Origin of the sequence: Bacillus cereus group sp. BfR-BA-01356 (genome assembly GCF_022663635.1) — a bacterium.
Lineage (GTDB): Bacteria > Bacillota > Bacilli > Bacillales > Bacillaceae_G > Bacillus_A > Bacillus_A cereus.
Map to the genome: position 1 here is coordinate 1 of NZ_JAKUFX010000021.1, position 13,596 is coordinate 13,596.

Below are 13,596 nucleotides of genomic sequence, written 5' to 3' on the forward strand. Positions count from 1 at the left end.
TATTTTACATAAAATACTGGTCTAGTTTCGTGATGTCTTTTTTAAGCAATTTGTCCTTTGATAACTTCAAAAGATATTATTTTTCAGTTGACATACTACCGCAGGTCTTATCGCTATTATTGTAAGTTCAATCTTCTTACATGAAGCCATTACAATGAGCTTATTTATTGGCCTATTATTTATTGTTGTGAGCATTTGTTTTGTAAATATAAAGCCGAAAACACTTGCTGTAAGGCAGCAGGTTGAAGTGAAATAAATATGAGAAAGAGCCTACTATTTGTAGGCTCTTTTTTATATCTTATTTTTACGACGCACTACAAAAACACACGCACCTACCGAAGATACAATTGCCAAAATAGATAAAACAATTGCTATCAACTGCATATTACTAGTACCTTCATTCTTTTCTACATTAGATACTTCACCATGTTCTCCTGTTAATGACGTACCTTTTGCAATTGTAGTAAGTGAATGCGGTTTTTCAGCTTTCTCATCGCCTGTCCATTCAACAATTTCTCCGTCTTTATATTGTTGATATGCATCCCAAGCTATTTTTTGTTCTTTATCCGGATTTTTAGCGACGAAAGTAAATCGCTGGAACTGACCGGGTAAAATCCCTTCTCCTATTGCTTCCCATACTACAGTTTTCACTTTTCCGGCATTATCTTTCTGCTCTTCCATTTTCCACCCTGGCACTGGTTCATACTGTTGGAATTCCACACCAGACGGTATTTTCAGTGTAACTTTTGTTGTTGCTATATTCTTTTCAACTGGTACTTTTATCGTGTAAGTCTCCCAAGAACCGATGTCAGAAGTTGCTGGCTTCACAGTAACGTGCGCACTAACAGGTAACGAAAACATTCCCATTGTAATTGCTGTTGCGATCATTGTTGTTCCTAATTTTTTTATACGTTCCATTTTCAATTAGCTCCTTTTTATCTATACCTACTCTTTATCCCGCTATTCGCCGGGTAGCCCAATTGATGAGGGCTGCTTAAAGTTTTACTTTATCTGCCACCTACAATAAATTTATAATCCGTATCGAAGCTATCAAGCGATTTCGTTAATCCATGTACTTGTATATTCCAGTTTCCTGTCATGTTAATATACATACCTTCTGCTTCATATTCTCCCGGTGAAACTGCCGAAACTTTAAATGATCCTTTTCCCATATTCATATCTAACGATTGAGTCGTTAATATAATTTGTTCCATATCAGTAACGAGTTGTCCGTTCTCATCCTTTAAAGTAATATGGAATATATTTTGTCCTACTCTATTAGGACTTACATTTAGCGTCATTTCATATCCATTATCTAATTGTTTACTCTCTGTAAAAGGTCCAGTAGGAGGCATCGGTGGTGTTTGTACGTTTGTCATAAAAGCTACGATGACGAAAATGATAATTCCAATGATAAACTCTACTTTCACCGTAGCACCTAATCCTTGCTCCGCTCTCATTTTCCCTTTCACATAATGAATAATTCCCAATATCCCCATGAAAACGAATAAAAGTATCTTTGCTAGTAAAGCTAATCCATACTTCGTATCAAATAACGAGTGGATTGTTGGAATAAAAAATGTACTGTTAAAAAGACCTGTTATTAAAATCACAATGACAGCGCATGTTGCCCACGGTGAAAAACGCTTAATCATATCCCAATACATATTCCATTTGTTATCCTCTTTACGTAACAGAAGAATAATAGACGATAAACCACCAATCCATAATGAAGCTGCGAATAAATGTAAAAAATCCATAACAACAGCAATATCTTTAAACTTTAAACCATATGCGTGACTATTAAATGCTTTCATAACAAGTATTCCAATAAACAGCACTATTGGAATACTCCATACTTTAAACGACGAAAACTTCTCATGCTTCACCGCAAAATACGTAACAATTATAAGCGTACTAATGAGAACCATTTGAGTGATCCATATATAACCAAAAACAGAAAGCTGTAATGTTTCTTTTAATAGTAAAGGGTTGAATGCTTCTAGCCACGAAACATCGGCATTTATTTTCGCTTGCAATGGTAGGTTGAATAACAAGCTAATAAATATCCCAAATAAGGAGATCCATATTATGTTCTTACTCCTTGATCGAACCGAGGTTGCATTCCCTTTATACATAATAAGATTAAAGAAGAGAACTCCTAAAAATAGCGAGAAACTCGTATATAGAATCCCACGTTCCATAATCATATCGATTTGCGGGACATACCCCATCTCTTCCACTTGTATATCGTCTGTTTCCGCTTCCGCTAATCCAATCCGAAACGGGATAACTCCTTGAATTGGATGTCCATCAGCTGAAATCACTTTCCACTGAATGGAGTAAAGACCATTTTTGAGGTTTTCTTTTAATCCAGCTTCTAATAGCTTTTTATTTTTTTTATCAATATGAGCATCTTTTAAATCGACTCTTTTACCTGATGTATCTCTCACGTACAATGTATTAAAACGTGAAACTTGTATGTCCTCATCGAATTCGATTTTTACAACAGATGGTGCTTTCTTCAATGTTTCATTTTCAGTAGGGTTTGATTTCACAACGTACGCATGAGCAGATGCACTTTTCGGTATCAATATGATAAGCACACATGCAAGTAATAACCATGTCCCTAATCTTCTCATTACTTTCATACTCATTTCACTTCTTTCTTCCTCATCGCTCTATTTTCATTACTTTAACTTCCGAAGTTTGATTCTCCGGCGAAATATTAACCTGATTAAATATAAACTTCTAGAAAGTATAACTCTTTATTTCTCTTCCACCTCTAAACTTCTAATATAATAGTAACTATCATGATAGATACAACTTACATTTTTAAAGTCGATTGTTATTATATCATAAAATATATTTATGTAAGTTATCAAAGAAGAAAAGTTATCGTGAATCATTTGTGAAGAAAATGTGAAATACATAAATAAAAAGGTATTACGTTATTACGTAACACCTTTAAAAAAATATCCCTCTTCTATTTCTCTTCCGGATAATCACAATACTCGATAATCGTTCCTTCAGTATCCGCTGGGTTAAGATAAATTAACCTTCTACCGTGCTTATTAATGCGTAGTGTATGCTCTAATGTCCGAATACCTTGTTCTTTTAACTCTTCTAGAGCCACATCTAAATCATCGACACGATACGCAACGTGATGAACACCTTTACCTTTTTGTTTAATAAAACGGGCAATTGGAGATGTCGTATTATTCGTCGGTGCAAGTAATTCAATTCTATCTCCATCCACTTCAAGAATGGCTACTTCGCTTTCCACACCAGGAGCTTCACTTACGTAACGATCTATTAAAGTTCCTAGTAACACATTTTCATAAAAACGTATCGTACTATCTATATCACGAACTGCGATTCCGATATGATCAATTGTTTTTTTCATTTTATTTCCCCTACTACTTTATTTTTTCTCATTATTAATAGTAACAAAAAAAGCTATAGAAACAAGTTCTATAACTTTTTTTATTTAACCTATTTTCTTATCCGCTCTAGTTGCTGGTTGAACTTGGTTTTTCACTTTTAAAATGCTAAGTCCATATCCGATAAATCCACCGATAATCGCTGGGAAGATCCAGCCTAATCCTACTTCCTGCATCGGAAGGAATTTAGTGAACACTTGGCTTACTACTTCAATGTTAACTCCAGCTGCACTTAATCCATCGAATAAGCTGATGATAAATGTTACGATTAAGCTCACTTGATAAACTTCAGCTCTTCCTTTGAATAATGAATGGAAGAATGTTAAGAAAATCAATACGATTGCTAGTGGATAAATTGCTGTTAATACTGGAACAGAAACTGCGATTAACTGTGTTAATCCTACATTTGCAACAATTGCACTAAATACACATAGCGTGATTGCAATTGCTTTGTAAGGAACATTTGGGAATAACTTATGGAAGAATGAAGAACATGCTGATACAAGTCCCACACTAGTTGTTAAACAAGCTACTGTAATCATTAATCCTAATAATACTCCGCCATATGATCCGAAATAGTAGTTAGAAACTTTCGCTAATACTTCTCCGCCGTTCTCTAAATGTCCAAGCTTTGCAACACTTGAAGCACCCATATAAGAAAGTGCTGTATAGATAATTGCTAAAATAGATGCTGCAATAATTGTCGCTTTTGCACAAACGACCATAATTTGTGTTTTCGTTTTCGCACCTTTTTCTTTAATAGCATTGATGATGATAATCCCGAATACGAATGATGCGAGCGTATCCATCGTTAAGTATCCTTCTTGGAATCCTTTAAAGAATGCATGTGATGTATAAGCTTCCACTGGTGCTTGCATATCTCCAATCGGATGTATAAAAGCAACGATTACTAAAATACCGATGAAAGTCAACTTAATTGGCGTTAAAATTTTTCCAACAATATCGACAATTTTCGCGGGATTTAGCGAAAAAAAACAAGTGATGCTAAAGAATATAATTGTGAAAAGAATTAAAGGTGTAGAACCTACTCCCTCTGGCATAAACGGCTTAAGACCAATTTCATAAGAAACATTTCCTGTTCTCGGTATTGCAAATAACGGACCAATCGCTAAGTATAAAACTGTTGTAAACACAATCCCAAACACTGGGTGAGCACGACTAGCTAACGACTGCAAATCATCTTTACCTGAAAAACCAAATGCTAGCACACCTAGTAATGGTAATCCAACACCAGTTACTAAAAATCCAGCGTTAGCAATCCATACATTCTCTCCTGCTGATTGACCAAGCATCGCTGGGAAAATTAAATTTCCCGCTCCAAAAAATAGTGCAAATAACATTAATCCAATAACTACTATGAACGAAAACGGTACTTTATTCGCCATAATATAACCCCCATTCAAGTTTCCTTATCTCATTTTCCAATTTTAACTAATTGATTTTTCTGAATATTTAATTTAATTATCAACTATTCTTGAACTCATTATAGTTTGCTATATAATATTTTGCAATACTATTTTCGAACTTTTCTTTTATTTTATAAATATACATTTTTTAACATGAAAAATAGACTAAAAAACCAACATGGTCATCCATGTTGGTTTTTCCATTTACTATCATGAATTAAAATTTTGCTGCTACTTTTTTAACGTTTTCTAGACCTTCTTCAACAATTTGTTGTGAACGATCTGGATATTGATTGTGTCCTTCAATTACAACTGTCTCTGGATTTGTAATTCCCCAGAATCCAAGTACCGTTGTTACGTAATTAACTGCCATTTCCATAGGAGCCATTTGCTCTGAAGAGTAATCTGAACCACGAGCACCTAACACAACTACTTTTTTACCACCAACTAAACCTTCTGGGCCATTTGCTGTATATTTAAACGTTTTTCCAGCTTGAGATAAGTATGAAATATATGTGATTAATGGCGCTGGTACTGTAAAGTTCCATAATGGGAATGCAAATACAACCTTATCAGCTTCTAAAAACTGATTTAAATATTGATCTACTGTAGCAACTGCCTTCTCTTCTTCAGCAGTTAACTCCATGCCTTGGCTACGTTTATATCCACCTGAAATCGCGATATTTCCGTAATAAGGAAGATCTAATGCAAATAAATCTAATTCCGTAATTTCTGTATTTGGATTTGCTTCTTTATAAGTACTTACAAATGTTTCATACATTTTTGAACTAACTGCTTGCTCCGCTGGACGATCGTTTGCTTTTACAAATAATACTTTTGACATTTTTTTATTCCCCTCTACATTCGTATTTTCTTCTTTTTTACCAAATAATGAGCTAAATAGTCCCATTTTCTTCACCTAATCTTTCTTTTCATATTCATTATTCATCATCATAAAAATTCTTATTCTAAGAAAAAGTTCCAATAGATACCTTAAGTTACGCTATCACAACTTTTTGTTATTTAATTACCTTATGTAAGTGATTGTAATATAGTCACTTACTTTAGTCAAGTAACTTTTAATAAAAAATAAAATCTCAATTTAAAAATATTAACTAAAATACAATTGAACACCAAATACATCTTTATTACTTGTATAATAAACTTTGAGAGGAAAATTCATATATAGAAAGGATTTATTCATGAGCACTATAGAAAAGATTCAAACTTTTATTATTCTTTTTGCTGTTACATGCGGCATCGTACTCGGACAATTTAATATGATACATACGTATTCAGACAAATTTATTGTCCCCTTCTTATTTTTCATGCTATATGGATTATTCCTCAGCATTCCATTAAAAGAAATAAAAAACGGATTTCGCAATTTAAAATTTGCTGGAACAAGTCTTACTATTAACTTCTTATGGACACCTTTACTCGCTTGGGGGTTAGGAGCACTATTTCTTTCCGATCATCCAGCACTTTGGGTTGGATTTATAATGTTAATGGTTACTCCATGTACAGATTGGTACTTAATCTTTACTGAAATAGCGAAAGGTAATGTAGCACTTTCTACTGCAATTTTACCTGTAAATTTAATTTTGCAAGTACTGCTCCTTCCCATTTATTTATTTTTATTTGCTGGTGTCATGAAAACTGTAGCGGTTTCTGTTTTAGTAGAAAGTATTGTTATCGTAATCGTCTTACCATTTATACTTGCACACGCTACAAAATTCATTATGAATAAAATGAAAAAAGCTGAAACTCTCGAGAATAAACTCATTCCGTTTTTCAGCTCTGCTCAAATTGTATTTTTAAGTTTAGCAATAGTAGCGATGTTTGCATCACAAGGTAAATATTTACTGCAAAATATGAATATCGTTTTATTATTACTCGTTCCTGTTCTATTGTTCTTCATCATTAATTTCTTACTAGGACAATTTATCGGGCGCATGATGCATTTATCTTACAAAGATACAGTAAGTCTAAGCTTAACAACGTTAGCAAGAAACTCACCTGTTGCACTCGCTATCGCTGTAACAGCTTTTCCAGACGAGCCTCTTATCGCACTTGCACTCGTTATTGGACCGTTGATTGAGTTACCGGTACTAGCTTTTGTTTCACAAGTTTTGTTGCTTATTAAGAAAAAACGGCAATACGCATAATAAAAATCGTCCCATTTTGGGACGGTTTTTATTATGGAAAGATTACATACAACACTTGCTTCTTATTTATCAATACAAATGAAATTACCGAAACTACAAACGTAATAATACCAATTGTAATAAAGTGAAACTTTAATCATTGGGGGGGTTGTTCATCCCCCAATGATTATTAGCCCTCACCACTCCCGCATTAACAGATCCTTTCTAATTAAAAATGATAGGAAACGTAAATATAACGAAAGCTGCCCAAAGTCCGTATATTGGCAAATACTTCGTAACGGCATCTTGGATAGCTTTTGGTCCTGATTTATTTTGCAAGAAACGCATATAGGAAAACATAATCCAAATTAAATTTGCCCAGACCAGTATGTTTACACCTAAAACAGCAAGTCTATTAGGTGTAATCCCGTAAGAAGAAAGTCTGAATACTATGGCTGACAATGCGACAGTGTCAATAATAAGCGCCAGAACAATTAAGGAAAAATTTATATAATCTGAAATGTTCTTTTTCTCGTCCGAGTCACTCTCAACGATAGAAAATATAGTAACAGCCAATACGCCAAGCAGTATTCCGTTGAAGGCCATTAGGAAATTGCGATCCAAGAATGGATTTTTCCCGACCCAAATTACCGTTATAAGATAGATAAGCAAGGTAATCAGGACGAGAGGACTAAAAATTTTAGATATGTATGGTGTAATATTTTTAGCAAGCTTAAGATTCATTGATACTAAGTATGCAGTCACAATAGCGAGAGCCGCTGCTCCAAATAAAACAACATTACTAAAATAGAATTCTCCTATATCTAAGTCAACAAAGCTAAATAAACGCATGGTGAATACCGCAAGTATCATTCCGCTCACTGCCATGCTCCCGTAGAGAAGACAATATTCTAAATTAAATTTAATATAGGCTAATCTTGTACTGCCTTTTGAATATTCATTTCCTGTAAATGCAAGCCCTACTAAGACCCATAAAAATATAGGAAGATGTAAATAAGCAAGTATGGTACTGTCTTTATAATTTACTGGCAGCGTATTAAGATAATACCCGGAAATTAGGAACAACGCTGCAAGGGAATAAATAATACTTTTTTTCGGAGTATTATTGTAAACAAAATAAGCAGCAATAAAGGGAATTACACCAAAAGCCAAATTAATTGGAGCAATTGCTTCCTGCTCAACAAAGTGGAAAATGATTCTAGTGCTTATGCCGGCCAAAATAGCTAAAAGGCCCATGAATAAGAAACCATTTTGAAACAAAGATGTTTTTTCTTTATTTACCTTCTCCTTGAAATGCAACCTTTCATACCAAGCAGCTAGAACCTGAGAATCAGGTTTTTGGTCCCATGCTTGTGAGAATGATTTTTTAAAAGCTTTCGGATCTTTTCTATACATCTTCTCCAACTCATGAGGGTTATCCATATTTTCGATAATCAAATTTTGATTGTTCATAATTTTACCTCCTCTAATAAAAAACAGCTTTGTTACCTTTCTATAAAAAGCATCTCACTGATTTATTATGATAATGATTTTAATACACAATTTATTGTTTTACAATAAATAATTATCAATTATAAAGATTTTTTTATTGTATATTTCATTTCAAACAAAAACATATAGTACTACTTATTCAAAAAAATATCCTATAGAATAGACTTTTTTAAGCGTCTATTCTATAGGATATTTTTTAATTATCATATTTTTATTTGTTAAAACAACTTAATTCTCAAACACAAAATTAATCTTATTATCTTTCCACTCTAACTTCGCATCAAATGTTTTCTCGCCCTTTTTAAAGCCTTTAATTAAATCGGTCTTTTCACCTTTTAATAGCTTTGTCATATTCTTTTGCGAAATTGTTTTACTTAATATTTTCTTCGAGATGGTAAAGTCACATTGTGTCGTGTTGTAATTAGAACAGCCGTAAAACGTTGACTTATCAATTACATCGCCATCACATTTTTTACAGCTACCAACCTTTTTACCTGTTGTAAATTTCGATCCTTTTCGCTCAATCGATTCAACATGCAATCCAGTAAAGTCCCATTTCTCTGACATTTCCACTGCATCTTCAATAATTTTAGCTGATAGCTTTTCCGTCTGTTCCATAAATGTAGCTGGTGAAGCTGTACCTTCACCAATTTCCGCAAGACGTTGTTCCCATTTCGCAGTCATTTCTGGTGAAGCTAGTATTTTGTCACCAATTGCGGTAATTAATACTTTTCCTTTATCAGTTGCATACACTTGGTTTTTCTTTACATCTATATACTTACGGTCTTTCAGCATCGTAATAATACCTGCGCGAGTCGCTTCCGTACCTAAACCTTCTGTTTTCTTTAATACTTTCTCCAGCTCTTCATTCTCTAAATACTTACCAGCTGTTTTCATTAACGTAATAAGTTGTCCTTCTGTATAGCGCTTCGGTGGCTGTGTTTTTCCTTCTTTCACTTTCACCTTTACAACTTTTCCTTCTTCGCCTTCAGCTACAATTGGAAGAATGGTTTCGTCATCTTTATCGTCTTGGAAAATAACTTTACGCCAACCTTCTTGAATTTGCTGTTTTCCTTTTGAAATGAATTCAGCACGTTCATCTACAAGCGTAATGATTGTTGTATAGTCAAAGATTGCAACTTCATAATGAGCTGCAATAAGCCTTCTTACGATCATATCGTATATTTTCTTTTCATCACCTGATAGTCTGCTTGGGTTTGTAACTTGCTCTGTCGGAATAATTGCGTAGTGATCTGTTACTTTCTTTTCATTTACATAACGCTTGTTATTCATAATGGATTCAACCGGAGCCGGTAATAAGCCTTTATATTCATCAAACTGACTTAACTTCTGTAAAATATCAGGGAACGTCGCTGCTTCTCCTTGTGTAACATAGTTAGAATCTGAACGTGGATAAGAAACAATCCCTTTTTGATATAGTGCTTGCGTTATATCAAGCGTCTTTTTCGGTGAAAACTTAAAGGCTTTATTTGCCGTTGCTTGCAGTGATGATAAGTTAAATAAAAGCGGCGGCTGAAACTCTTTACGCTCCGTTTTCATTTCCTTCACAACAGCCGGTTTCCCTTGGCAAAATGCCGCAATTTTATTCGCCATATCAGGGTCTTTTAAGCGGGATTCATTATCCTTTTCCCATTTCCCGTCATATTTCTTTCCTTCTATATTAAAGGTTGCAAACACTTCCCAGAAAGGCTCTGACTTAAAGTTTTCAATTTCTTTCTCTCGCTTTACAATCAATGCTAACGTTGGTGTTTGGACACGACCAGCAGAAAATACATCATTCATTCCTTTTTTCTTTAACAAAATACTAAAGACACGTGATGCATTCATACCAACAACCCAGTCAGCGCAAGATCTTGTGTATGCTTCGTAATACGTATTAATTGTATCTGATTCATCAAGTAGATTTTTAAATCCTTGGTAAATAGCTTGCTTCGTTAAAGATGAAATCCATAGACGTTTCATCGGCTTTTGCACGTTACAAAGATTAATAATATTTCGTACGATCAGTTCCCCTTCACGCCCAGCATCTCCTGCGTGAATGATTTCTGTTACCTGTGGATTATGTAACAGCTGTTTCACAACGTTAAATTGCTTATACTTTGACTTTGTTACTTCAAATTGAAATCGTTCAGGAATCATCGGTAACGTATCAAGTGACCATTTTTTCCACTCTGCGTGATAATGCTCTGGATTACATAACTGCGTCAAATGACCAATTGCCCATGTACAGTACGCTCCATTTGGAAATAACTCATTCGCTTCTACTTCTAAATATCCATCTTTCCGGCGATATTTAAACTGTGAAACAAGAGCCAACCCTTGATCTGGTTTCTCGGCAATAATTAATTTCATTTTATAACTCCCTATCTGTATTCCAGTGTTACTTTCATTGTCTATATGTTTAGAAGCGATGATAAAACAACAATCTTATTTATCATTCGCGGTTTGTCTCGCAAATGGGAGACCTATAATATTATACGCTTATTCTTTATGGCTTCACAATAGAAACTCATAATATAACAATTTCTTTGATATCCTTAAACAAAAAAAGACACCATAAAATTTGGTGTCTTTTTCTCTATTTTTTAACCACTATCTTTTCATTTACATTGTTTTTTATACTCTCTTCATTGCAATTAATTTTATCGATACTATCTACCTTCAATTTACCATCATTTTTCTAAAAAAGATGGTACTGTAAGGAAATGCCACAATAATTTATGTATTAAACTTTAAAAAATTAGAATTTTTTTTCATTTTATCCATAGAATACTTTAACTATCTCGTTGTAGTAGACAAATCATAATTTGCTCTTTAACAGCGAGCTTTCTCTACATGATTATTAACTCTCTTTAAAATCTATCAATCAAGTTGTATCCATTTCACTATACTCGCTCTAGAACTTCAAGGTTAGATTTTGTACTTTTTTCCAAATTCAATATATTTCCCGTCTTTATATTTAGCCCTAAACTTTTATCATTATCAAACCAATCAACTTCTAATTTTGTAAATTTAAGATTTTCCTCACTCCTTATTTCATAAGTGTAGAGTTTATCCCATAATCCCCATAAATGAGGATATAATCTCACTTTCAAATTAAAGGGTTCTAATATACATGTAAATAATTTTTGTTTTTTATTCTGACCTACATGTATTGATTTAAATAAATTATAGGCTACCAAACGTGATTCTCCATTTCTATTCTTATCAGCAATCAATAAACATAACGGTTTTTTTAATGAACATAATAAATTAATTGCTTCTGATTTAAATGTTAGGTTTAAAAAAGTTGTATTATTATCTTCTGTACTAATCCGCTTACACAAAAAGTTATCTAAAAATAACAAACCAGGATAAATCTCATCTTCCTTAATCTTTTTTAAATCGGAAATATTCAAATATTTACTTCGAGTTAAAAAAACATTTGTTTTAAATATTTTACATAATTGATAATCAATGAGATTAAAATCACCAAATTGAAAAGTACAAAAAAATCCCTGAGCTTTTTTACACAAATAAATGTTATCTAATCCTACTATTTCTTTAACTCCTTTGTAATAATGAGGGGTTAATCTATATTTTCTTTGTATATATTTATTAATCCGATACTTCCGCCAAAGGTCTATTACTTCTACATTTGTAAATCTATTAAAAGATGCTAGTTCTTTTGATAGGTTAGCAAGGGCTATAAAATCACTATATTCTGACCCAATTATTTTCTCAGTAGCTATTTGGCAATCTATAAAGGATTCAGCCAGATAATTTAATTCCTCATTCACGTAATTCCTCCTAATTTCTAGATAATTTATCTTCATTTTGATTTTATTAAAATGAAGCTTTTTAATATACCTCTACAAATATTAAAAGATGTTTATGTTATATATATTTGCACGACACCTAACTATTACAATGATCTTATATCCTCACTTATTACATCATGAAGCACACAATTGTATGTATCCTTAAATCTTTATATTTTGTCCGCACTCAACTTGCATAATATTAAGTACGATTGATAGGCAGTAAACCATACATATTTCCCCTTTTTTCACACCCGATAATTAAAATTATGGAATACTAATTGTTTTCAATTAACAAAAATCCCCTATCTTCATAATCCTCGTTAGTAATTTTTTAATTATATTTTTATTTATAATTTCTTGTGCTATAAATTCTCCATTATAACAAATACTAAAAACCGCAAAAAAACACTGTATTTTCTTTTGTTATTAATCTATGAGTATTAAAAGAAACTTCTTTATCACTCTTCTAGGTCCCCACAAACCCCCAACAGCAATTTTGTTTTAGTATAAGCCGTTATTTTAGTTAAGCATTCTCTTTCATTAAAGAGATAATCTCTTTAATCTTTTTAAATACAATTTCATTAGATATTTGTGGATGCATAGTACAGATAGATAATTTATGATTTTCATCTATGAATAATTTTTTTAAATAATAATATCGATTATCCAATACACTTTTCATTTTAATTATTTCTAAATAATTTCTTAAATCAATTGAAAATGACTCCAAAGGTATCGATAACCCTCTCCCAATCGCTTTAATATAACTCTCTTTTAAAGTCCATAAATCGTAAAATCTATTAATTTGTTCGTTTTGTGATTTAATGGAAAATACATATTCCGCTTCTTCAGTGGAAAAAAAAGATAGCACTAGACTTAAATCTATCAATTTAATAATTTCTACATCAATTCCCACTGGTGATGAATCAAATGCACAAACCACCCAATCTCCTGAATGTGATAGATTGAAATAATTTCCCTCTATCTTTATATAAGGCTTGCCATAGGCATTGTAATATATATTAATATCTTTGTTCTTTAATGATAATTGTTTACCTAGTATAGATCTAACTAATATTTCTCCAACTAATGTTCGTTTTGCATCTTTAAAATGCAAAAAACTCTTTATTTTTTTTTGTTTTTCTAATGGAACATAGCTAAGAAGTTCTTCAAAATCATTGACAGAAAGCTCCTCTGATATATTTACGGCGATTATTTGCATCTGCTCCTACCTCACATTAAA

General features: G+C 32.7%; 10 protein-coding genes and 1 pseudogene. 2 read left to right on the forward strand and 9 right to left on the reverse strand.

The features are described from left to right. Positions 1 to 106: 106 nt before the first annotated feature. Positions 107 to 256: pseudogene (locus tag MR168_RS10165) on the forward strand (DMT family transporter); the annotation flags it as partial. 35 nt (positions 257 to 291) lie between these two features. Here the strand turns inward: MR168_RS10165 and MR168_RS10170 are convergent. The 5 genes from MR168_RS10170 to MR168_RS10190 form a co-directional block, all read right to left on the reverse strand. Further along, entirely contained in the window at positions 292 to 918 is a 627-nt protein-coding gene (locus MR168_RS10170) for a YcnI family copper-binding membrane protein (RefSeq protein WP_242291249.1), read from the reverse strand. Positions 919 to 1,007: 89 nt separating this feature from the next. Continuing rightward, complete coding sequence (locus tag MR168_RS10175; protein ID WP_103597643.1) at positions 1,008 to 2,657, reverse strand: copper resistance CopC/CopD family protein; 1,650 nt, start codon at positions 2,655 to 2,657, stop codon at positions 1,008 to 1,010. 329 nt (positions 2,658 to 2,986) lie between these two features. Beyond that, on the reverse strand, positions 2,987 to 3,406 hold the full coding sequence (locus tag MR168_RS10180) for a VOC family protein (RefSeq protein ID WP_000750850.1): 420 nt from the start codon (positions 3,404 to 3,406) through the stop codon (positions 2,987 to 2,989). Positions 3,407 to 3,490: 84 nt separating this feature from the next. Further along, a complete protein-coding gene (gene brnQ / locus MR168_RS10185) occupies positions 3,491 to 4,849 on the reverse strand; it encodes a branched-chain amino acid transport system II carrier protein (RefSeq protein WP_001284786.1) in 1,359 nt (452 codons plus the stop codon). Between the two features lie 238 nt (positions 4,850 to 5,087). Continuing rightward, positions 5,088 to 5,780 (reverse strand): FMN-dependent NADH-azoreductase, encoded by a 693-nt coding sequence (locus MR168_RS10190; protein WP_000522528.1) that lies wholly within the window; start codon positions 5,778 to 5,780, stop codon positions 5,088 to 5,090. A 292-nt stretch (positions 5,781 to 6,072) separates the two neighbouring features. Here MR168_RS10190 and MR168_RS10195 point away from each other — a divergent pair, with 292 nt between their 5' ends. Beyond that, positions 6,073 to 7,038, forward strand: coding sequence for an arsenic resistance protein (locus tag MR168_RS10195; protein WP_016122319.1), 966 nt, complete (start codon positions 6,073 to 6,075; stop codon positions 7,036 to 7,038). Positions 7,039 to 7,242: 204 nt separating this feature from the next. Here MR168_RS10195 and MR168_RS10200 read toward each other — a convergent pair whose 3' ends face one another. From MR168_RS10200 to MR168_RS10215, 4 genes are all read right to left on the reverse strand, one after another. Beyond that, positions 7,243 to 8,490 carry a DUF4153 domain-containing protein gene (locus MR168_RS10200; protein ID WP_001064721.1) on the reverse strand — a complete coding sequence of 416 codons (1,248 nt, stop codon included), beginning with the start codon at positions 8,488 to 8,490 and terminating at the stop codon, positions 7,243 to 7,245. Between the two features lie 267 nt (positions 8,491 to 8,757). Then, positions 8,758 to 10,902 carry a DNA topoisomerase III gene (gene topB / locus MR168_RS10205; RefSeq protein ID WP_086412485.1) on the reverse strand — a complete coding sequence of 715 codons (2,145 nt, stop codon included), beginning with the start codon at positions 10,900 to 10,902 and terminating at the stop codon, positions 8,758 to 8,760. A gap of 533 nt (positions 10,903 to 11,435) precedes the next feature. After that, positions 11,436 to 12,329 (reverse strand): hypothetical protein, encoded by an 894-nt coding sequence (locus tag MR168_RS10210; protein ID WP_086412484.1) that lies wholly within the window; start codon positions 12,327 to 12,329, stop codon positions 11,436 to 11,438. 547 nt (positions 12,330 to 12,876) lie between these two features. Further along, entirely contained in the window at positions 12,877 to 13,575 is a 699-nt protein-coding gene (locus MR168_RS10215; protein ID WP_016122317.1) for a 4'-phosphopantetheinyl transferase family protein, read from the reverse strand. Positions 13,576 to 13,596: the final 21 nt, after the last annotated feature.

Bases quoted from the DNA above. Each gene is read 5' to 3' on its own strand.
- MR168_RS10190 (WP_000522528.1), bottom strand. From the start codon at position 5,780: ATGGGACTATTTAGCTCATTATTTGGTAAAAAAGAAGAAAATACGAAT.
- MR168_RS10180 (WP_000750850.1), bottom strand. From the start codon at position 3,406: ATGAAAAAAACAATTGATCATATCGGAATCGCAGTTCGTGATATAGAT.
- MR168_RS10195 (WP_016122319.1), top strand. From the start codon at position 6,073: ATGAGCACTATAGAAAAGATTCAAACTTTTATTATTCTTTTTGCTGTT.
- MR168_RS10215 (WP_016122317.1), bottom strand. From the start codon at position 13,575: ATGCAAATAATCGCCGTAAATATATCAGAGGAGCTTTCTGTCAATGAT.
- MR168_RS10175 (WP_103597643.1), bottom strand. From the start codon at position 2,657: ATGAGTATGAAAGTAATGAGAAGATTAGGGACATGGTTATTACTTGCA.
- MR168_RS10170 (WP_242291249.1), bottom strand. From the start codon at position 918: ATGGAACGTATAAAAAAATTAGGAACAACAATGATCGCAACAGCAATT.
- topB (WP_086412485.1), bottom strand. From the start codon at position 10,902: ATGAAATTAATTATTGCCGAGAAACCAGATCAAGGGTTGGCTCTTGTT.
- MR168_RS10200 (WP_001064721.1), bottom strand. From the start codon at position 8,490: ATGAACAATCAAAATTTGATTATCGAAAATATGGATAACCCTCATGAG.
- brnQ (WP_001284786.1), bottom strand. From the start codon at position 4,849: ATGGCGAATAAAGTACCGTTTTCGTTCATAGTAGTTATTGGATTAATG.